Here is a 19988-nt window from a genome sequence, read left to right as displayed (position 1 = left end):
CGCACCTTCGCGTAGCTTGGGGCTTACCCCTGGCCTTGAGCCTCCATCAGAGCGCGCAGAAGCTTCTCTTCGGACATATCGTCATCCGCAGGCTTGTCGGATTCCGCACCCATCAGCAGCGCCATCTGATCTTCTTCCGGCTCGTCCACCTCGATCTGGGTCTGGTTGGCCTCGATCAGACGCTCGCGCAGTTCGTCCGCGCTTTGGGTTTCATCGGCGATCTCGCGCAGCGAAACGACGGGGTTTTTGTCGTTGTCACGGTCCACAGTGATCGGACCGCCGGCAGAAATCTCGCGCGCCCGGTGGGCCGCCAGCATCACCAGTTCGAACCGGTTTGGAACCTTGTCAACGCAATCTTCAACCGTCACGCGGGCCATGGGGCGCTCTCCGTTACTGAATCCATGTCAGGAAGAGGCTTATCTAAGACCGATTGCCCGCCTTGACAAGCACGAAATGCCGCAAAAGCAGGGATCACAGGGGCGTGACGGCCTGAACATCCCCGGCAGGCAAAGCTGCAACCATCTGTGTGACTGTCTGCTGCAACACCGGGTGGCACCAATCCGGCGCAATATCCGCCATTGGAACCAGCACAAACGCCCTGTCCTGTAGGCGGGGATGGGGCAGAATCAACTGATCCGGCACCGCCTTCCGTTGTTCATCCGGGGCCAGATCCAGCCAGTGCGCATAGGTGGCCTTGTCAGGAAGAACCGTATCCGCATAGCACACCAGATCCAGATCAAGCGTCCGCACTCCCCATCGCTGTATACGCTCGCGCCCAAACTCATGCTCGATCGCATGCAGCACGTCCAAAAGCTCTGGCGGCGAAAGGTCAGTGTCGATCGCCGCCGCCGCATTCACGTAATCCGGCCCCGCCCCTGCGGGGAAACAGGGGGTCGCAAAAAACCGGCTGACAGCGCGAATCACCACCCCATGACGTGAAAGCGCGTCAAGGGCGCGTCGAAGTGTCACTTCGGGTCCAAATCCTCTCAAATTGAGATTTGCCCCTAGGGCAACTATAGCATTTCGCGCGGAATCGCTCATGTATCTTCCTATGTTCGGCGCACTGCATACTTGCGATGGCCAACAAAAGCCCTAATTATAGGGTCACTACAGCGCGACATATTTACACTCACACACCAATCACTCAACGCGCTGCATTGTACCGGAAGGAAATATTTATGTTTTATAAAGACGAACGGCTAGCGCTGTTCATCGACGGCTCAAATCTTTATGCCGCCGCCAAAGCACTCGGGTTCGACATCGACTACAAACTTCTGCGGCAGGAATTCATGCGCCGTGGCAAGTTGCTTCGGGCCTTTTACTACACAGCGCTGCTTGAAAATGACGAATATTCGCCGATCCGCCCATTGGTGGACTGGCTGCATTACAATGGCTTCACCATGGTCACGAAACCGGCCAAGGAATACACCGACAGCATGGGGCGTCGGAAAGTCAAAGGGAACATGGATATCGAACTGACCGTCGATGCCATGGAGCTTGCACCACGGGTCGATCATATCGTGCTGTTCTCGGGCGATGGGGATTTCCGCCCGCTGATCGCCAGCCTGCAGCGTCAGGGCGTGCGCGTTTCGGTCGTCTCGACCATCCGCAGCCAGCCGCCGATGATCTCGGACGAGCTGCGCCGCCAGGCGGATAACTTCATCGAACTGGAAGATCTGCGGGACGTCATCGGCCGCCCTCCGCGCGAGATGCCCGCTGAACCGCGCAGCGTCGCGGTTGCCTCGGGCGGCTGATCTTTCGGCCCGACATCGATGAAAAAATTTGCGCGGTCAGGATTCACCACCCTGGCCGCGCTTCCTTAACTATGGATTGGTTCTGAAACATCGTCTGGCTAGCACCGATTCATGTCAGATCAATGACGCTGTCCTGTCTGGACCAAGGCCGGGAAAAGACTTACCTGTGCAGTAAGGAGACAGCGACATGACCAAGCCGCCACTGACACTGTATCTGGCCGCCCCGCGCGGCTTTTGCGCAGGCGTAGACCGTGCCATCAAAATCGTCGAGATGGCGCTGCAGAAATGGGGCGCACCCGTCTATGTGCGCCATGAGATCGTGCACAACAAATTCGTTGTCGACGGGCTGCGCGAAAAAGGCGCTGTTTTTGTCAGCGAACTGGACGAATGCCCCGATGACCGCCCGGTGATCTTTTCCGCGCATGGCGTGCCGAAATCGGTACCGGCCGAGGCGTCTCAGCGCGAAATGATCTATGTCGACGCGACCTGCCCGCTGGTTTCGAAAGTGCATATCGAGGCGCAGCGACATTATGAGGCCGGGTTGCAGATGATCATGATCGGTCACAAGGGGCATCCGGAAACCGTCGGGACCATGGGGCAACTGCCTGAAGGCGAGGTGCTGCTTGTCGAAACGGTCGAGGACGTGGCCGAAGTTCAGGTACGCACCCCCGACAAGCTGGCCTTTGTCACCCAGACCACCCTGTCAGTTGACGACACCAAGGACATCATCGCCGCTTTGCAAGCGCGCTTCCCGGCCATTGTGGGACCCCACAAGGAGGACATCTGTTACGCCACCACCAACCGGCAAGAGGCCGTCAAGGCCGTCGCCCCAAAAGCAGACGCTTTGCTGGTGGTCGGCGCGCCGAACTCGTCAAACTCACGCCGATTGGTCGAGGTCGCATCGCGCGCCGGATGCACCTATGCGCAGCTGGTGCAACGCGCGCCTGACATTGATTGGCGCGCGCTAGAGGGGATCAAAAGCGTCGCGATCACGGCCGGGGCCTCGGCCCCCGAAGTGCTAGTGAACGAGGTTATCGATGCGTTTCGCGAGCACTACGATGTGACAGTTGAACTGGCCGAAACCGCCAAGGAAAACGTCGAGTTCAAAGTCCCCCGTGTTCTGAGGCAACCCGCGTGAACGGCGTACCCAAGTCGGCACTCTATCTGGGTCTGGCGGGTCTGATCCCGTTTGCCTGGGGCGCATTGACCTATCTGAACGCGGACCTGCAAGCCTGGGGCACGCGTGAGATCGGGCCGCGTTTTGTTGGCCCCTACGTTCAGTTGTTCTATGGTTCGGTGATCCTCAGCTTCATGTCGGGCGTGCTGTGGGGCTTTGCCACTAAGACCTCGGGCAGCAAGGCAACTGTGGGCTACACGCTGTCCGTCCTTCCAGCGCTTTGGGCTTTTTTCATGACCGGAGGCGGCCCGGTAACCGCCGGTACCAACCTGATGACCGGCTTTGCCGGGCTTTTGGTGCTGGACGCGCTGTTCTGGTACTGGGGTCTGGCCCCGAACTGGTGGATGCGGCTGCGTATTCTGCTGACCGTCATCGTGCTTATGTGTCTTGCCGTTGGAGTTTACCTATGAGCGACCGCGACACCATTTCCGTCTATGACGCGCAGGCCGCGCGCTATGCCGAGCTGACGGATGACGACAATACGGGCGACCCACAACTGACGCGATTTATTCAGGCCGTGCCCGAAGGCGGCAGAATTCTGGATCTGGGCTGCGGGCCCGGAACGTCCGCCGCGCTGATGGCGCAAGCCGGGTTGCAGGTCGACGCGACGGATGCATCTGCCGAAATGGTCAGGCTGGCCTCGGCCCATCCCGGTGTTTCGGCGCGCCATGCCAGCTTTGACGCTCTGGAGGCTGACGGGGTCTACGATGGCATCTGGGCCAATTTCAGCCTGCTGCACGCCACGCGCGCCGCCTTCCCCACGCATCTCAACGCCATTCACCGCGCTTTGAAACCCGGTGGTGCGTTCTTCATCGCCATGAAACTGGGGGAAGGCGAAGGCCCCGACCGGTTGGGGCGCTATTACAGTTACTACTCCGAGGACGAATTGAAGACCTATCTGAAAGACGCAGGGTTCACCATCACCGAACAAAGGCTTGGCAGCGGCACCGGGCTGGACGGTTCGGTCTCTGACTTCATTTCGCTGGCCGCGCATGCCTGATCTGTTTGCCTATACGGATGGCGCCTGTTCCGGCAACCCCGGACCGGGCGGCTGGGGCGTGCTGCTGCGCGCAATGGACGGGGAAACCGTTCTGAAAGAACGCGAATTGAAAGGTGGCGAGGCCGAGACCACCAACAACCGGATGGAATTGCTGGCAGCGATCAGCGCGCTTGAAACGCTCGAGCGGCCCTCGACCATCACCATCGTCACCGACAGCGCCTATGTGAAAAACGGCGTGACGGGGTGGATTTTCGGCTGGAAGCGGAACGGGTGGAAAACCTCGAACAAAAAGCCCGTCAAGAATGTGGACTTATGGCAGAGGCTGGATACCGCCCAAGACCGGCATGACGTGACCTGGGAATGGGTCAAAGGTCATGCGGGCCACCCTGAAAACGAAAAAGCCGATGAGCTTGCCCGTGCAGGCATGGCCCCGTTCAAACCCAAAAAGGCACAGGCGTGAGCGGTCTTGCGCTGCTCGACTATGCCTCGGTTCTGATTTTTGCCCTGACCGGTGCGTTGGTGGCCAGTCGCGCACAGCTTGATCTGGTGGGTTTTGCCTTCATCGCCTGTCTGACTGCCGTGGGCGGCGGCACCGTGCGCGACTTGCTGCTGGACCGGCATCCGGTCTTTTGGGTCGGCCAGCCCGACTATATCCTGATCGCCGTTGCAGCGGCGGTGCTGGTGTTTTTCACCGCGCATCTGGTTGAAAGCAGATATAACTGGCTGGTCTGGCTGGACAGTTTCGCCCTGTCCATTGCCGTTGCGGCGGGCACCGGTGCGGCCCTGTCGCTGGGCCAGTCCGGTACCATTGTTGTATTGATGGGCGTCACAACGGGATGTCTGGGCGGATTGATGCGGGATGTGGTCTGCAATGAGGTTCCGTTGGTCCTGAAACAGGGGCAACTCTATGTGTCCTGCGCCTTTGCGGGGGCTTTGACTGCCGTATTGGCGACAAAGCTGGGATTGGATGGCCTTCTGACGCTGGGCCTGTGCGCATTGGTCTGCTGGGCGCTACGGGCCGGTTCGCTGCTGTTTGGCTGGCAATTGCCCGTCTATAAGGCCCGCCCACCCCGCCAATAGCGCCAAGATAGACGGCTCGCCCCTGCGCTGCTACCAAGTGCAAAACCATTCGGAGCGCGGGTTCAGATGAAAGTATTGTCGGTTCTGGCGGGATTGTCCCTGTTGGCAGCCTGCGGCGAGTCCTACACGCCAGTAAGCTTCATCGCCCAAGGCGATCAGATCATCGCCACGGGCACGATCGATCACACCACATTGGATGCGTTCGAAGATGCAATCGAACAAAACCCGCAGGCCTCGATCCTTGTTCTGCAGTACATCGAAGGTTCGGTGGACGATGACGCCAATGTCGTCTTCAGCCGCGTTGTCCATGACGAAGGATTCGACACGGTTGTCCCCTCGGGCGGTCTGGTCGCATCAGGCGGCACCGATCTGTTTCTGGCTGGCCATAACCGCACCTTGCAACCCGGCGCCTGCGTCGGCGTTCACAGTTGGAGCGGGTCGGGAATTGTCGCAACCGAGTTGCCCGAGGATGATCCGGAACACGACCGCTATCTGGACTATTTTCAGGACATTGGCGTGGATGACGAGTTTTACTGGTTCACGCTCGAAGCCGCCCCTGCGGACAAGATGCACTGGATGACCGCCGCCGAGGCGGACCGGTTCGACATGACCACACGCGCAGCACCCCAACTGGGCTCATCCGCCGTCTGCGACGAGCGTTAGGTTCAGCGCGTCAACAATCGCGCGCCGATTTCCTTGACGAATTTGGCGGCCACCATCGCGGTCATGCCATAGGGATCGCGATGCGGGTTCAGCTCGACAATATCCGCGCCGATCAATTGGCCCTCGAACCGGTGGATCAGGTCGATCACCTCGCGTGTGCTCAGCCCGCCGGGTTCGTGGTGAGACACGCCGGGCGCAAAGGCCGGGTCCAGCGCGTCCAGATCCAGCGACAGGTAAACCGGCCCATCGAAAGACAGTTGCAAGTCCGCGCGCCAGTTGCGCATGTCGATCACTTCAACGCCGAACTTATCGGCCTGCGCGCGTTGATGCGCGTTCATGGTGCGAATGCCGACCTGTACCAGACGGTTGATCTGACAGCTTTCCATCACCCGCGCAAACGGGCAGCCGTGACCCAGCGGGCCGATATCCTGCGTGTCGTAAAGGTCGGGATGCGCGTCGATATGCAGGATGTTCAACCGCTCGTACCGGTCGGCATGCGCCTTGATCAGAGGGAACGCGACCGAATGATCCCCGCCCAGCGACAACAGCCGCGCGCCGGTTGAAATGCGCTGTGCGGCCCCCGCTTCGATCCGGTCGATGGGTTCCTGCCCGCGCATCTCGAACACGTCCAGATCGCCGGTATCCCTGAAACGTTCGGTTGCGCCAAGGTCGGTGCCACCCTCGGCCGTCAGATTGGCGGCACCCGAATGCAGCGCCTCGCGAATGCGTCCGGGTGCGAAGGCCGGACCTTGCAGAAAGGAAGAGTGCAGGTCCAAAGGAACGCCCATCAGGGCGACGTCACCGGGGTTCAGATCATAGGACATGGGCCACCTGTCATCAGATTTTCTGTGATCTGGCGGGTGATGTCGAGAAAGGTCAAGGCCTAACGGCGGCGGATGACCTGCCACAGCCAGATCACCAGTAAAGCCCCCAGCACCGCGCCGACAAAACCTGACAACCACCCCATCATCGTCGCTAAAGCGCGCAGTAGGAAACCCCCGGCCAGAGCGCCCACGATACCGATCAGCATTGTCGTGGGAATATCAGCCTCGATCCGCATCAGGCGGGTGGCCAGAAAACCCGCAGCCGCACCGATGACGATCAGAGCGATGACGGGCATGTCAACTCCTCCAATGGGTCGGCACGATGATCAGCGCGCCGATTGAGGACAAAACCGCATTCAGCCCCGGTGGGCCAAAGCTGATACCGAACATGATGCGCACGAAATAGAACAGGAAAGCCCCACCGACGCAGATGATGATCGATTGAAGATAGCCGTTATGGGTAAAGCCGGTTTTCTCGGACAGGTATCCGACGATCCCGGCGATCACGACTGTACCCATTAGGACCATGAACATTCAGTGTTACTCCGATGTCAGCCGTGTGCCGATCGGGATCGGCCAGCCGCGCAGAAAGGTTTCCCGATCCTGCGCACCTTTACCAGCCCTTTGCAAGCGCAGCAGCTCGACCGCACCCTGCCCGCAGGCCACATGCAGATCACCGTTCAGCACCTGCCCCGGCTGGCCCTGCCCGTCTGCCCGGCGCGAGGCCAGCAATTTGATGCGCTCGCCCTCCATTTCGGTCCAGGCGCCGGGAAATGGCGACAGGCCACGAATCTGGCGGTCGATCTGTTCCGCCGAGCGCGACCAGTCGATCCGCGCCTCGGCCTTGTCGATCTTTGAGGCATAGGTCACACCATCCTCTGGCTGCGGCTCGGGCGTCAGTTCGGACAGGCGGTTCAGCGCCTTAACGATCAGATCCGCACCCATAACTGACAGGCGGTCGTGCAGTTGGGCCGTCGTTTCCTCAGGCTGGATCGGCGTCGCTTGCCGCAGCAGGACGGGGCCGGTGTCCAGCCCGGCCTCCATCTGCATGATGCAGACACCGGTTTCCGCATCCCCCGCCATGATCGCGCGATGAATCGGGGCCGCGCCGCGCCAGCGTGGCAACAGGCTGGCATGGATGTTCAGGCAGCCCTGATCCGGTGCATCCAGAATGGCTTGTGGCAGGATCAGCCCATAGGCCACGACAACCGCCACATCGGCGTTCAACGCGGCAAAGGCGGCCTGTTCCTCGGATGATTTTAGCGACACCGGATGGCGGACCGTCAGGCCCAGCGCCTCGGCCCGGGTGTGAACCGGTGTCGGGCGATCCTTCTTACCGCGACCCGCCGGGCGCGGCGGCTGGCAGTAGACAGCGGCGATCTCATGCCCGGCATCGACCAGCGCATCCAGAACCGGGACCGAGAAATCGGGCGTACCCATGAAAATGACGCGCATGATCGGCTCCAGACTATGCGGGTGCCGGGCTGAAGCCCGGCCTAGGTTGATTTTCGCGCCTTGCGCAGCAGCATGTCGCGTTTGACCTTGCTCAGTCGGTCGAAATACATCCGCCCGTTCAGATGGTCGATCTGATGCTGAACGCTGGTGGCTTCGATGCCCACAAAATCGCGGCGGTCGATCATTCCATTTTCGTTCAGAAACTTGACCGTCACAGCGCGCGGGCGCTTCACCTTGGCCGACACGCCGGGCAGGTTTGGGCTGGCCTCCTCATGTTCGCGCAATTCAATCGAACTGTGCAGGATTTCCGGGTTCGCAAGCCGCACGGCCCGGCCCCGCTCGGTCGAGCCATCTACCACGGCCAACCGTAGCATCACCCCGATCTGGGTGGCGGCAAGGCCAACGCCCGGCATCGCCTCCATCGTGTCGATCATATCGTCCCAGATCGCTCGGATGTCGTCGGTGATTTCGGCAACATCCTCAGCTTTGGTGCGCAGGCGTTTGTCAGGCCACGGCAGGCAGGTGCGAACCGTCATGTGCGCGCCTTTTCGCGTTTCAGCTTCTGCATCTTGCGCGTGATCATCTGCCGCTTCAGCGGCTTGAGGTAATCGATGAACAACTTGCCGTTCAGATGGTCGATCTCATGCTGTACGCAGGTGGCCCAAAGACCGTCGAACGTCTCGTGCTGGGCGTTACCGTTCTGATCCATCCAGGCCACATCCACGACCTTGGGGCGCGTCACCTCGGCATATTGTTCGGGGATCGACAGGCAACCCTCCTCATACACATTGGTTTCATCCGACGACGCAATGATCTCGGGGTTGAACATGACCAGCGGGCGCGGGGCCTCGCCCTCTTCCTTGACGCAATCCAGCACGATCAGCCTATCCAGCACACCGATCTGCGGCGCGGCCAGACCGATACCGGGCGCGTCATACATCGTCTCCAGCATGTCATCGGCCAGCTTGCGCAGCTCGTCCGTCAGGTCAGCCACGGGCGCGCAGACCTTTTTCAGGCGGGGGTCGGGATGGATCAGGATATTGCGTTTCATGGGGCTGATTTAGGCCATCGCGCCCGCCGCCGCAACGCCCCCCTTGCACATGCCCGATTTGCCGTTAGCTTTCGGCCAGAGAAACGGAGCTGACATGACCTTCAACACCCTGATCGACCGCCGCGGCACCCAGAGTTCAAAATGGGACAAGATGGAGCAACTCTATGGCGTTTCGCCCGAGGACGGGCTGGCCATGTGGACCGCCGATTCCGATTACCAGACAGCCCCCTGCGTGATCGATGCGGTCCGGCGCGCTGCGGATCATGGGGTGTTTGGCTATTCGTGGAAGCACCCCGAGTATCTGGCCGCGGTCCAATGGTGGATGCAGAACCGGCATGACTGGCAGATCGACACCGATTGGATTCTGACCACGCAAGGGCTGGGCAATGCAATCGCCCTGTGTCTGGACGTCTGGAGCGATCCGGGCGACGGCGTGGTGATCTTCACCCCCGTCTACCATGAATTCGCGCACAAGGTGAACAAGTCCGGCCGCCGCGTGGTCGAATGTCCGCTGGTCCGAGATGGCAACAGCTATGGGATCGATTTTGAGGACGCGCAGTCGCGGCTGGACGGGTCGGAAAAACTGTTGCTGTGGTGCTCACCCCAGAACCCGTCGGGACGTGTCTGGACGCCCGAGGAATTGCAGGCCGTCGCGGCGTTCGCGGATCGCAACGGGCTGATTCTGGTCTCGGATGAGATTCATCACGATCTTGTCTATCCCGGAGCAAAGTTTGTCCCGATGGATGTTGCAGCACCCGAGGCGCGCCCCTGGACCGTGACCCTGACGGCAGCGTCAAAGACCTTCAACATCGCCGGACAGCGCACCGGCAATATGATCATGCCCGACCCAAAGCTGCGCGCGGCGATGAATCACCGGTTGGTTACGCTGGACTATGACCCTGGCGCACTGGGCGTCGCCATGATTACCGCCGCCTATTCGCCGGAAGGGGCCGAATGGGTCGATGCCCAGGTCGCGCATCTGGACGGCAACCGCCGCCTGTTTGACGCCGCCATCGCGGATATCCCCGGCCTATGGTCGATGCCCCTGCAGGCGACCTATCTGGCGTGGGTAGATTTCTCGGGCACCGGTATGGATCATGCCGAGTTTGTCCGACGCCTGCGCGAGGATGCCCGTATCGCCACCTCATCCGGCCCCGGATTCGGATCGGGCGGAGAAACCTTCGAACGGTTCAATCTGGCCACCCAACGCGCGCGGGTCGAAGAGGCCTGCGCCCGGTTGAAACAGGCGTTTGGGGACCTGCAATAAGCCTGCTCTCGCCGGGCCGGATTGCCGTAGCGGGACCGACCGACAAAACCCGGCCCGAGAGGTTTCGCCCTACTCCTCGTGCCCCAGCAACGCGATTGGGGCATCCGGGGCGCGGTAGAAATCCAGCGGTGCTTTGTCATGGGCGGCAGTGCTGCGCTTGAACTCGTATCGCATTTCGCCACCCTCTTCCTCATCCGCGATGATCAGGCACTGATACAGGTGGTTGGCCCCGTCGTAGATATCGACCAGCCCGCGCAGGCGCGGCGTGGTCTCGGCCTCGACCGTAAAACCGTCTTTCCACAGTTTGAGGATTTTGTAGCGATTGTCGCCAATCTCTACCCGCAAACGGCTGGATTTCTTCAGGGATGCGATTCGCGCAGCGTCCAATTCGGCGCGAATCTCCTTGGAAACATAGGTACTCATCAAAAATATCCCCCTTGAATGCATAATATTGTGAACACCGATACGTAAAAATCCAGTGAACTGCGTCACATAGGCTGAACCGAGCGGCAAAATGTTGCGCGGACATCTCAGGCCTGTCTGTGCGCAAACGCAGGTTGGTTGCGCAAAAGCTGGGATAGGAAGGGCAGCCTCTGCGCCCTATCTTTGCCCTGACACTTGGGATGCGGAGGACGCGCGATGGGCCTGCTGGTCGACGGAAAATGGCACGACACATGGTATGACACCAAATCCACTGGCGGAGCATTCAAACGCAGCGCCGCGCAGTTTCGCAACTGGCTGACCGCCGATGGCAGCGCGGGCCCGTCGGGCAAGGCGGGCTTCAAGGCGGAGCCGGGACGCTATCACCTCTATGTCTCGCACGCCTGCCCCTGGGCGCATCGCACGCTGATCTTCCGCGAGCTAAAAGGCTTAAGCGATCTGATCCCGGTCTCGGTCGTGCATCCTGACATGATGGACAAGGGCTGGACGTTTGAGACGGACGATCACGGCGCAACAGGCGACGCCCTCTACGGTCTGGATTTCGCCCATCAGATCTATACCAAGGCCGATCCCGGCTATTCCGGGCGCGTTACGGTTCCGATCCTGTGGGACAAGCAGCAACAAACCATCGTGTCGAACGAAAGCTCGGAAATCATCCGCATGTTCAATTCCGCCTTCGACGGGATCACCGGAAACACCGATGATTACTGGCCCGAGGCGATGCGCGACGACATCGAAGAGGTCAACGCCCGCATCTATTCCGACGTCAATAACGGCGTCTACAAATCCGGCTTTGCCACCACGCAAGAAGCTTATGATACCGCCGTTCATCCGCTGTTCGACACGCTGGACTGGCTGGAGGACCGGCTGGGCCACAACCGCTATCTGATGGGGGATCGCGTGACCGAGGCGGACTGGCGCCTGTTCACCACCCTGATCCGCTTTGATCCGGTCTATCACCTGCATTTCAAATGCAACAAAAGGCGGCTGGTCGATTATCCGAACCTCTGGGCTTATACCCGCGAGCTATACCAATGGCCGGGCGTTGCGCAGACGGTGAACATGAACCATATCGTGCGGCACTATCACTACAGCCATGACAGCATCAATCCGCACCGGATCATCCCGGTGAACCCGGCGCTGGACTACATGGAACCGCATGGTCGTGGTCAGCGACCCGCCGCGTAATGTTCAACCATCGCCGCCAGATCCTCTGGCGGCGTTGCACTTTGCACATAGGCACAGGCATTGGGGCTGTGGGCAAAGATGGACCCGTCCGAAAAAAACGTGGTGTTGGTGACAAAGATCACCCGCGCCTCGGGGCGGCGATAACTGGCGAAATCGGCCACGGCCAGCGCACTGCCGCTTTCCAGCACCAGATCCAGCACGATGATGTCAAAGGCCGTGCCATACAGCGCGAGGATCGCAGCCTCTTGCCCGGCGACCAGTTCAACCTCGGCACCTTGTCGTTCCAGATGCCTTTTCCAGACCCGACCAAGGTCGGGGTTACTCTCAACAATCAGAACTTTCATTTGCAACAACCTCGGCACTTGGTATGGTGAGTGGTGCCGACCCCCGTGGTCTGTGATCCCGTGATTTCCTTAACAAAGTGTTAACGATGGTGCCGACACGCGCTGTTCACGCGGATTTGCTTGTCAAAACGGCAAAAATCCGCTTGAAGCAGGTCGAATCCGGCGTTTGGGACTTATGGCGCGATGACTGACACCAATTTGAACCCGCGCACCAAACGCGACCACGGCGGCGGGCTGGACGATGCGATCAAGCGGTATGGCGGCACGCGGGACGGATGGATTGATCTGTCCACCGGAATCAACCCGCACCCCTATCAGGTCTCAGACCTGATCGCGTCAGACTGGACGCAACTACCCGATCATGGCGCGTTCGAACGGCTCAGCGAGGCCGCGCGCCGCTTTTGGTCCGTCCCGGACGCCGCCGCGATTCTGCCCGCGCCCGGAGCGTCAGCCGTAATCGCGCGCCTGCCCGCACTTGCCGCGCCCGGTCGGGTTCAGATCACGACGCCAACCTATAACGAACACGCCGCCGCCTTTTCCGCACAAGGCTGGCAGGTGCATGCGGATGCCCCGGCTGAGGCCCGCGTCATCGTGCACCCCAACAACCCGGACGGGCGGCTTTGGCAGGAGGCCGACGCCAACGCCCCCCTGACAGTGATCGACGAAAGCTTTTGCGACGTAATCCCCGAAGCTTCCTTGATCCATTTGGCATCTCGTCCCGGTATCATTGTTCTGAAGAGCTTTGGCAAATTCTGGGGGCTGGCCGGGCTGCGCCTGGGTTTTGCCATTGGTCAACCTGACACAATTGCCAGGTTGAACGATCTGACCGGGCCATGGGCGGTATCCGGCCCCGCCCTGCGCATCGGCACACGCGCCTTGCAGGACGAGGCTTGGGCCGCGCAAACCCGAACCAGACTGGCGCAGGAGGCAGCCCGTCTGGACACAATGCTGACAAGCAAAGGGGCCAAGCTGGTGAGCGGAACGTCCCTGTTCCGTCTCTATAATGTTGATGATGCGCACGTCTGGCAGGACCGTCTGGCTCAGGCTCATATCTGGAGCCGCATCTTCCCCTATTCCAAAACCTATCTGCGCCTCGGCCTGCCCCCCTCGGACGGCTGGTCCCGGCTGGACGCCGCGTTATGAGCGCAGCGCTGCTGCTGGCCTGCGCCCTGTGTCTGGACGCAGCGTTGGGTGAGCCTGATTGGCTGTGGTCGCGCCTGCGTCATCCTGCGGTGCTTATGGGCAATGGGGTCGGCCAACTCGACAAACGCCTGAACCAGGGCGGAAACAAACGCCTCAAGGGCGTGATCGCGCTGGTTCTGCTGGTCGGTATCGCCGGGGCGTTGGGCTGGCTTCTGGCCTTGCTGGGACCGGTGGTCGAGGTCGTGATTTGTGCGATCCTTCTGGCCCAGAACTCGCTGGTTGCCCATGTCCGCGCCGTGGGCGACGGGTTGCTTGACTCGATCACCGAAGGGCGCGCCACAGTCGCCATGATCGTCTCGCGCGATATCTCCGACATGACCGAGGCTCAGGTCGCGCGGTCAGCCATCGAAAGCGCCGCCGAGAACCTGAGCGACGGCGTCATTGCGCCTGCTTTCTGGTTCCTGATCGGGGGGCTGCCGGGGCTGCTGATCTACAAGGCCGTCAACACCGCAGACAGCATGATCGGGTACCGAAACGAAACCTATCGCGACTTCGGCTGGGCCTCGGCCCGGTTTGACGATCTGCTGAATCTGATCCCGGCGCGACTGACCTGCCTGATGATCGTCGCACTTTCGGGCCAATGGTCCCGCTGGACCGAGATCATCGCGGACGCGCGCCGCCATATCTCACCCAATGCCGGATGGCCCGAAGCGGCAATGGCACGCGCGCTGGACATCGCCTTGGCCGGACCCCGCAGCTATCACGGGCAATTGCGCGATCTGGCCTGGGTGAACGGGAATGCAAGGCGCGAGATCGGCGCGGCAGAGGTTTTCCGCGCATGCCGTATGCTGTGGTCCGTCTGGGGGCTTGCACTCGGCCTCGTGTCAGTGTGGGTTGGGGTCACGCTGATTTTCTAAAGGACACCTTATGCGCTTGTTGCCTTCCCTGTTCGTCGCCGCCTTGTTTTCGGCACCCGCTTTTGCCCAATGCGGTGGCGGGTTCAGCCAGTTCGTGGGCGGCCTGAAAACCGAAGCGGTGCAGAAGGGTTTTGATCAGGGCACCGTCGATGCGTTCTTTCAGGGCGTTCAGCAGGACGGCGCTGTGCTGCGGGCTGACCGGGCGCAGGGCGTGTTCCAGATGCCTTTCATTGATTTCTCGCGCCGCCTGATCTCGCAAAACCGGATTGACCGCGGCCAGTCCATGTCGCGCAAATACGAGGCCGTGTTTGACCGGATCGAGCGGGAATACGGTGTCTCGCGCGGCGTGTTGCTGGCCTTCTGGGCGTTCGAAACCGATTACGGCGCGGTTCAGGGCGATTTCAACACCCGCAATGCGCTGGTGACGCTGGCCCATGACTGCCGCCGCCCCGAGCTGTTTCGCCCGCAGATCTTCGCCGCGATCGAGCTATTCAGCCAAGGCAATTTCAACCCGCAGCGCACGACCGGAGCCTGGGCCGGTGAGATCGGTATGGTTCAGATGCTTCCGCAGGACATTCTGGACAATGGTGTAGACGGGGATGGGGACGGTCAGGTCTCGCTCAAGACCTCGGCCCCCGATGCGCTGATGTCCGGGGGCAAGATGCTGTCCCATCTGGGCTGGCAACCCGGCCAGCCCTGGTTGCAGGAAGTCACCGTGCCCGCGCAGATGGACTGGTCCCTGTCAGGCCCCGGCAAACCGCGTTCGGTGGCCGAGTGGCAGGCGATGGGCATCGAGGCACGCAGCGGGTCTTTGGCCGACCTGCCCGCCTCACTGATCCTGCCGCAGGGCCACAAGGGTCCTGCCTTTCTGGCCTATCCGAATTTCGACGTCTATTTCGAATGGAACCAAAGCTTCGTCTACGTCCTGACCGCCGCCTATTTCGGCACCCGTCTGGAAGGCGGCCAGATATACAACGCGGGCAACCCGACACCGGGCTTGTCGGATGCCCAGATGAAACAGCTACAAACCAAGCTACAGGCGCGCGGGCATGACGTCGGCAAGATCGACGGCATTCTGGGCGCAGGAACCCGGGCGGCTGTTCAGGCGGAACAGGTGCGGCTGGGATTGCCGGCGGATGCTTGGCCAACGGCGGAATTGCTGGGGAAGTTGTAGCCCATTAATCGCCTTGATCGCTTTCAAAGACAGGCCGCGGTGCACCTGTATCGTCCAAAGCAACAAATACGAAATCCGCGTCGGTTACCTTTTGACCATTGTGGGATTGTCTCGGGCGTGCCCAGACATCCACATGCACACGCATGGATGTGCGACCAATTTTAACCAACGTTGCGTAAAGCGTCACTTCATCCCCAACCTTGACCGGTTGCAGGAACTGCATTGCTTCGACCGATACCGTCGCTGTTCGCCCCTGTGCCACGCGCGCCGCCATATTGCCCGCAGCCAGATCCATTTGCGACATCAACCACCCACCGAAAATGTCACCCGCCGGATTGGTGTCAGCGGGCATCGCAATGGTGCGAATGACAAGAACGCCGTCATCCTGCTGGCGACCATGCGATCCTCGTTTTTTTCCAAGTGCGAGCCGTGTGTCGGTGTCTTCAGTCACAGATCAAGTCCTTCGATGGGCAGATGTCAGGCAAGTATCTCGTCAGTCTGACAAGTTTAGCGTTCAAACTAAAGAGACGACCTATTTGCATGGTGGTTAAAGGCTGACCACATTGCCGACTATCACTCCGGCCGCACCGGATACCGATCCCCCTTCTCATCGATCAGGATCAGCCGCTCTCCACTGCGCACATACAGGTCACACCGGCTGAAGCCGTTGCGATAGGCGATGCAGACGCTGCCATCTTCGGCGATGCTGTAGGTGCCGAAGGCCGATTCTCCGCTGGCATAGGTGTAGGAATAAGCCCCGCCCGCCGAAAACTTGGATTGACCGTCATCGTAAAAAGTCAGCGTGCGGCCCGCCAATGCATCCAGTTCCTCGGGGCTGAGGGGGACGTCGCCGGGTTTGGTTGGCCATTCAGCCGCCGCAAGCGGGCTGGCGAATAGCAAGGCAAGGATCAGAATACGTCTCATGCGCCCAAGTTAGCCCGATATCTTCGCAACGTTCATAACGTTGCGGTGAGCGGTCAGGCCACCATCTGCTCGGCCTTTTTCAGATCGACCGAGACCAGTTGGCTGACGCCCTGTTCCTGCATGGTCACACCAAACAGCCGGTCCATCCGCGCCATCGTCACCGCGTGGTGGGTGATGATCAGGAACCGCGTGTCGGTCTGGCGGCACATCTCGTCCAGCAGATCGCAGAAACGGGTGACGTTGGCGTCGTCAAGCGGCGCGTCGACCTCGTCCAGAACACAGATCGGGGCGGGGTTGGCGAGGAACACGCCAAAGATCAGCGCCGTCGCGGTCAGGGTCTGCTCACCACCCGACAGCAGACTGAGGGTCGAGAGCTTCTTGCCCGGCGGCTGGCACATGATCTCAAGCCCGGCATCCAGCGGATCGTCGCTTTCGACCATGACCAGATTGGCCTCACCGCCGCCAAACAAGTGCTTGAACAACATCGCGAAGTTCGAATTCACCTGTTCGAACGCGGTCAGCAGCCGCTCGCGGCCTTCGCGGTTGAGGCTGGCGATGCCGCTGCGCAGGGCCTTGATGGCCTCTTCCAGATCGGCCTTTTCGCCGTTCAGGGTGTCGAACTCTTCCTGAACTTCCTTGGCATCCTCCTCGGCGCGCAGGTTCACCGCACCCATTGCGTCGCGCTGGCGCTTGTGGCGGTTCACCTCGGCCTCCAGCGCGTCGGCGGCGGGCATCTGGTCCGGGTTCACGTCCAACTGGTTCAGCAACTGGTTTGGCGTCAGTTGCTGATCCTCAGCAATCCGCTCAGCCGCGGCGACGACGCTTTCCCTGGCCGCATCGCACCGCGCCTCGGCGGCCGCGCGGGTTTCGCGCGCTTCGGAGGCCAGCCGTTCCGCCTCGCGCTCGGCCAGCACAACTTCGCGCTGCTGGGTCTCGGCCTCGGCCAGCTTGTCGGCGGCCTCGGCACGGCGGGCCTCGGCAGTTTCGATCAGCTCGTTCAGTTCCTCGCGCGCCTCGGCAATCTCGCCGGGGGCGGCCATGGCCTCGGTCAGTTCCTCTTCCGAGCTTTCCTTGCGTTCGGCCAGTTCCGAGATGCGCTTTTCGGCAGTTTCCAGACGGTGTTTCCACCCGCTGAGGTCTTTCGTCACCTCTTGGCTGCGGCGCGTCCGCGCCTCGCCCTCGCGGCGCAGTTCGTCATGGGTCGAGCGGTGGGTCAGCATGGTGATCCGCGCCGCCTCGACCGTCTGTTTGATATCTTCGACCTGCGCGCGGGCGCTGTCGAGATCACCCAGCCCAGTCAACGCGCCCTCGGCCTCGCGCAGCTGCGCGCGGGCGGACATGGCATCCTCTTTGTGGCGGTCCACGGCGAGGGTCAGCGTTTCCAGCTTGCCCTGTGCCAGATTGCGGTCGGCCTCGGCCCGGCTGAGCAAGCGGGCGGTTTCAGCCATGCGCTGATCGGCGGCGCGGCGGGCTTCGCGCGCGCGGCGGTCGGCTTCGGTGACATCGGCCAGTTGCTGTGACAGCGCCTCATGCGCGGCGCGGGCGCCGTCAGCCTGCGCCTCGGTCCGGGCCAGTTCCTGTTTCAGCGCCTCCAGCTTGTTGAGCTGCTCCAGACGCAGGGCCGCCGCACTTGGCGCATCCTCGGCCCAGGCACGGAACCCGTCCCAGCGCCACAGATCGCCCGAGCGCGATACCAGCCGTTGACCCGGCTGCAATGATGCCTGCAACCGCGCACCCTGATCCGCATCAACCAGCCCGATCTGAGCAATCCGGCGGCTGAGACGATCGGGGCCGGATACATGCAGCGCCAGCGGCTCAGCACCTTCCGGCAGTGGTTGGTCTGCGTCATATCCCGCAACCTGCACCCAGCCCGACGGGCCATCTCCATCCACCAACGGAGCACGCAAATCATCGGCCAATGCCGCGCCCAGAGCTTTTTCATAGCCCGGCTCAACACGCAGCAGGTCCAGCACTTGCCCGCCCTCGGCTGTATCTCGTTCGACCAGTTTGGCCAGCGCCGACGTCTCGGCGCGAATTGCGCCCAGCTCGCCCTCAGCCTCGGACCGTTGCGCACGGGCCTCGGCCTCACGCGCCTGGGTGTCGTTGCGCAACTCATCTGCGGCGGCCAAGGCCTCTTCGGCGGCTTCAGCCGCTTCGCGGGCCTCTTCTTCGCCCTCTTGCGCAGACTCGAACGCCTCGCTGGCCCGAGTCAGGGCCGATTTGGCGTCAGCAACTGCCGAGCGGGCCTTGTCCTCTTCGGCTTCCGACCGGGCCAATGTCTTGCGGCTGTCCTCGACCAGACGCTGCGCGGACTGGTGACGCGCGACAAGGCGGGCCATATCCTCGGTCTGCTGTGACAGGTGATCCTCGCGGTCCTGCAGCACCGATGCGGCCTCGCGCGCAATCTCAGCGGCCTCAGAGACCTTGTCGTCATGCCCCTCGGCGGCCTTGGCCAGTTCGCGGGCTTCCCATTCCAAACGCTCGATCATCTCACCCGCGTCGCGGTTCAGACCGGCCTCGCGCTCGATATCGTTGCCCAGTTGCCTGATCCGGTTGGTCAGCGTCTCGATGGTCTGGCGCGCGCGGGTCTCCTGATCCGAAAGCTGATCGCGCTGCACCTGCTGGCGTTGCAGGACGGCGGCGGCGATGGCTTCTTCCTCGCGCAGGGGTGGCAAGGTCTCTTCGATCTCGGCGCGTTTGGCGGCTGCGGCGCGGGCTTCGGCCTCGGCCCGGGACGCTTCGGTCAGGCGCTCGCGTAGCTTTTCCTCGGCCTGCTGGCGGGCCATGTCGGCCTCTTTCCAGCGGCGATACAGCAACATCCCCTCGGCCTGCCGCAATTGCTCGCCAATTTCACGATACCGCGCGGCCTGACGGGCCTGACGCGCCAGCTGCGCCAGTTGCGCGCCCAACTGTTCCAGCACGTCATCGACACGGGTCAGGTTGGTCTCGGTCCCTTTCAGCTTCAACTCGGCCTCGTGCCGGCGCTGATAAAGGCCGGAGATTCCCGCAGCCTCCTCAAGAATGCGGCGGCGGGCGCGGGGCTTGGCGTTGATCAGTTCGGCAATGCGGTTCTGCCCCACCAGCGCCGGGGAATGCGCCCCGGTCGAGGCGTCGGCGAACAGCATCTGCACGTCACGCGCCCGCACGTCCTTGCCGTTTGTCTTGTAGGCACTGCCCACATCGCGGGTGATGCGGCGCACGATCTCAAGCTGATCGCTGTCGTTGAACCCCGAGGGCGCGAGGCGTTCTGAGTTGTCCATGGTCAGGACCACTTCGGCGAAATTGCGCGCCGGACGCGTGGCGGCACCGGCAAAGATCACATCCTCCATCGCGCCGCCGCGCATGGATTTGGGGCGGTTTTCGCCCATGACCCAGCGCAGAGCCTCAAGCAGGTTGGACTTACCGCAGCCGTTGGGCCCCACCACACCGGTCAACCCGTCCGCGATGATCAGATCGGTCGGATCCACAAAGCTTTTGAAGCCGGTCAGTTTGAGTTTGCTAAAGCGCAAAAGCGACGAGTCCCTTGATTCCTGTTGTCAGGAAGTCTGCGCAACGGAGGGGCGAGGTGTCAACGTGATTGCGCAGG

General features: G+C 61.6%; 25 protein-coding genes. 12 read left to right on the top strand and 13 right to left on the bottom strand.

Features of this window, described 5'->3' with window-relative positions:
- Window positions 1-23 precede the first annotated feature (23 nt).
- Together rpoZ and folK are read right to left on the bottom strand one after the other, a co-directional pair.
- Window positions 24-377, bottom strand: coding sequence for a DNA-directed RNA polymerase subunit omega (gene rpoZ, locus ACR0E6_RS16700; protein ID WP_010437681.1), 354 nt, complete (start codon window positions 375-377; stop codon window positions 24-26).
- Window positions 378-471: 94 nt separating this feature from the next.
- Window positions 472-1041 (bottom strand): 2-amino-4-hydroxy-6-hydroxymethyldihydropteridine diphosphokinase, encoded by a 570-nt coding sequence (gene folK / locus ACR0E6_RS16695; protein ID WP_480585355.1) that lies wholly within the window; start codon window positions 1039-1041, stop codon window positions 472-474.
- A 137-nt stretch (window positions 1042-1178) separates the two neighbouring features.
- On the opposite strand from folK, the gene ACR0E6_RS16690 reads away from it, so the two are divergent.
- From ACR0E6_RS16690 to ACR0E6_RS16660, 7 genes are all read left to right on the top strand, one after another.
- Window positions 1179-1754, top strand: coding sequence for a LabA-like NYN domain-containing protein (locus tag ACR0E6_RS16690; protein ID WP_170520280.1), 576 nt, complete (start codon window positions 1179-1181; stop codon window positions 1752-1754).
- 187 nt (window positions 1755-1941) lie between these two features.
- Window positions 1942-2892, top strand: coding sequence for a 4-hydroxy-3-methylbut-2-enyl diphosphate reductase (ispH, locus tag ACR0E6_RS16685; protein ID WP_480585352.1), 951 nt, complete (start codon window positions 1942-1944; stop codon window positions 2890-2892).
- A complete protein-coding gene (locus ACR0E6_RS16680; protein WP_480585349.1) occupies window positions 2889-3341 on the top strand; it encodes a DUF3429 domain-containing protein in 453 nt (150 codons plus the stop codon). The genes ispH and ACR0E6_RS16680 overlap by 4 nt, the downstream gene beginning before the upstream one ends.
- Complete coding sequence (locus ACR0E6_RS16675; RefSeq protein ID WP_480585346.1) at window positions 3338-3931, top strand: class I SAM-dependent DNA methyltransferase; 594 nt, start codon at window positions 3338-3340, stop codon at window positions 3929-3931. Before ACR0E6_RS16680 ends, ACR0E6_RS16675 begins: the two co-directional genes overlap by 4 nt.
- Complete coding sequence (gene rnhA / locus ACR0E6_RS16670) at window positions 3924-4391, top strand: ribonuclease HI (RefSeq protein WP_170454671.1); 468 nt, start codon at window positions 3924-3926, stop codon at window positions 4389-4391. Before ACR0E6_RS16675 ends, rnhA begins: the two co-directional genes overlap by 8 nt.
- Window positions 4388-5011 carry a trimeric intracellular cation channel family protein gene (locus ACR0E6_RS16665; protein WP_170633864.1) on the top strand — a complete coding sequence of 208 codons (624 nt, stop codon included), beginning with the start codon at window positions 4388-4390 and terminating at the stop codon, window positions 5009-5011. The genes rnhA and ACR0E6_RS16665 overlap by 4 nt, the downstream gene beginning before the upstream one ends.
- Before the next feature lie 66 nt (window positions 5012-5077).
- Complete coding sequence (locus tag ACR0E6_RS16660; RefSeq protein ID WP_480585343.1) at window positions 5078-5674, top strand: COG3904 family protein; 597 nt, start codon at window positions 5078-5080, stop codon at window positions 5672-5674.
- A gap of 2 nt (window positions 5675-5676) precedes the next feature.
- On the opposite strand, the gene speB is transcribed toward ACR0E6_RS16660, so the two are convergent.
- The 6 genes from speB to def (ACR0E6_RS16630) are packed head-to-tail and all read right to left on the bottom strand — an operon-like array spanning window position 5677 to window position 9004.
- The gene (gene speB, locus ACR0E6_RS16655; RefSeq protein ID WP_480585340.1) at window positions 5677-6498 is read right to left on the bottom strand and encodes an agmatinase; all 822 of its coding nucleotides are present in this window, start codon (window positions 6496-6498) and stop codon (window positions 5677-5679) included.
- 59 nt (window positions 6499-6557) lie between these two features.
- Window positions 6558-6794 carry a GlsB/YeaQ/YmgE family stress response membrane protein gene (locus ACR0E6_RS16650; protein ID WP_480585337.1) on the bottom strand — a complete coding sequence of 79 codons (237 nt, stop codon included), beginning with the start codon at window positions 6792-6794 and terminating at the stop codon, window positions 6558-6560.
- A 1-nt stretch (window position 6795) separates the two neighbouring features.
- Entirely contained in the window at window positions 6796-7032 is a 237-nt protein-coding gene (locus ACR0E6_RS16645; RefSeq protein ID WP_480585334.1) for a hypothetical protein, read from the bottom strand.
- A gap of 6 nt (window positions 7033-7038) precedes the next feature.
- Window positions 7039-7953, bottom strand: coding sequence for a methionyl-tRNA formyltransferase (gene fmt, locus ACR0E6_RS16640; protein WP_480585331.1), 915 nt, complete (start codon window positions 7951-7953; stop codon window positions 7039-7041).
- A 41-nt stretch (window positions 7954-7994) separates the two neighbouring features.
- Entirely contained in the window at window positions 7995-8489 is a 495-nt protein-coding gene (gene def, locus ACR0E6_RS16635) for a peptide deformylase (RefSeq protein ID WP_170520257.1), read from the bottom strand.
- Window positions 8486-9004: a peptide deformylase gene (def, locus tag ACR0E6_RS16630; protein ID WP_170454687.1), complete on the bottom strand. Its 519-nt coding sequence runs from the start codon at window positions 9002-9004 to the stop codon at window positions 8486-8488. Before def (ACR0E6_RS16630) ends, def (ACR0E6_RS16635) begins: the two co-directional genes overlap by 4 nt.
- A gap of 94 nt (window positions 9005-9098) precedes the next feature.
- On the opposite strand from def (ACR0E6_RS16630), the gene ACR0E6_RS16625 reads away from it, so the two are divergent.
- Complete coding sequence (locus ACR0E6_RS16625) at window positions 9099-10271, top strand: MalY/PatB family protein (protein WP_480585327.1); 1173 nt, start codon at window positions 9099-9101, stop codon at window positions 10269-10271.
- Window positions 10272-10340: 69 nt separating this feature from the next.
- On the opposite strand, the gene ACR0E6_RS16620 is transcribed toward ACR0E6_RS16625, so the two are convergent.
- The gene (locus ACR0E6_RS16620; RefSeq protein ID WP_170454691.1) at window positions 10341-10694 is read right to left on the bottom strand and encodes a hypothetical protein; all 354 of its coding nucleotides are present in this window, start codon (window positions 10692-10694) and stop codon (window positions 10341-10343) included.
- Between the two features lie 216 nt (window positions 10695-10910).
- On the opposite strand from ACR0E6_RS16620, the gene ACR0E6_RS16615 reads away from it, so the two are divergent.
- Window positions 10911-11900 carry a glutathione S-transferase family protein gene (locus tag ACR0E6_RS16615; RefSeq protein ID WP_170454693.1) on the top strand — a complete coding sequence of 330 codons (990 nt, stop codon included), beginning with the start codon at window positions 10911-10913 and terminating at the stop codon, window positions 11898-11900.
- On the opposite strand, the gene ACR0E6_RS16610 is transcribed toward ACR0E6_RS16615, so the two are convergent.
- Window positions 11882-12244 (bottom strand): response regulator, encoded by a 363-nt coding sequence (locus tag ACR0E6_RS16610; protein ID WP_170454695.1) that lies wholly within the window; start codon window positions 12242-12244, stop codon window positions 11882-11884. The two genes, ACR0E6_RS16615 and ACR0E6_RS16610, sit on opposite strands and share 19 nt — an antisense overlap.
- A 183-nt stretch (window positions 12245-12427) precedes the next feature.
- Here ACR0E6_RS16610 and cobD point away from each other — a divergent pair, with 183 nt between their 5' ends.
- From cobD to ACR0E6_RS16595, 3 genes are read left to right on the top strand one after another with little or no spacing between them, the layout of a single operon-like run.
- The gene (cobD, locus tag ACR0E6_RS16605) at window positions 12428-13387 is read left to right on the top strand and encodes a threonine-phosphate decarboxylase CobD (RefSeq protein ID WP_170624257.1); all 960 of its coding nucleotides are present in this window, start codon (window positions 12428-12430) and stop codon (window positions 13385-13387) included.
- Window positions 13384-14304: an adenosylcobinamide-phosphate synthase CbiB gene (gene cbiB / locus ACR0E6_RS16600; RefSeq protein ID WP_480585321.1), complete on the top strand. Its 921-nt coding sequence runs from the start codon at window positions 13384-13386 to the stop codon at window positions 14302-14304. Before cobD ends, cbiB begins: the two co-directional genes overlap by 4 nt.
- Window positions 14305-14314: 10 nt before the next feature.
- On the top strand, window positions 14315-15478 hold the full coding sequence (locus ACR0E6_RS16595; protein WP_480585318.1) for a lytic murein transglycosylase: 1164 nt from the start codon (window positions 14315-14317) through the stop codon (window positions 15476-15478).
- Window positions 15479-15482: 4 nt separating this feature from the next.
- Here the strand turns inward: ACR0E6_RS16595 and ACR0E6_RS16590 are convergent, their stop codons facing one another.
- The 3 genes from ACR0E6_RS16590 to ACR0E6_RS16580 all read right to left on the bottom strand — a co-directional run bounded on the left by ACR0E6_RS16590 (window position 15483) and on the right by ACR0E6_RS16580 (window position 19911).
- On the bottom strand, window positions 15483-15830 hold the full coding sequence (locus tag ACR0E6_RS16590; RefSeq protein WP_170455039.1) for an acyl-CoA thioesterase: 348 nt from the start codon (window positions 15828-15830) through the stop codon (window positions 15483-15485).
- Between the two features lie 221 nt (window positions 15831-16051).
- A complete protein-coding gene (locus tag ACR0E6_RS16585; RefSeq protein ID WP_170737638.1) occupies window positions 16052-16402 on the bottom strand; it encodes a hypothetical protein in 351 nt (116 codons plus the stop codon).
- 53 nt (window positions 16403-16455) lie between these two features.
- A complete protein-coding gene (locus ACR0E6_RS16580; protein WP_480585315.1) occupies window positions 16456-19911 on the bottom strand; it encodes a chromosome segregation SMC family protein in 3456 nt (1151 codons plus the stop codon).
- Between the last annotated feature and the right edge of the window lie 77 nt (window positions 19912-19988).

This window comes from Ruegeria sp. AP12 (genome assembly GCF_056540025.1).
Note: the sequence above shows the minus strand (reverse complement) of the source record. Positions and strands in the feature narration are given on the sequence as shown.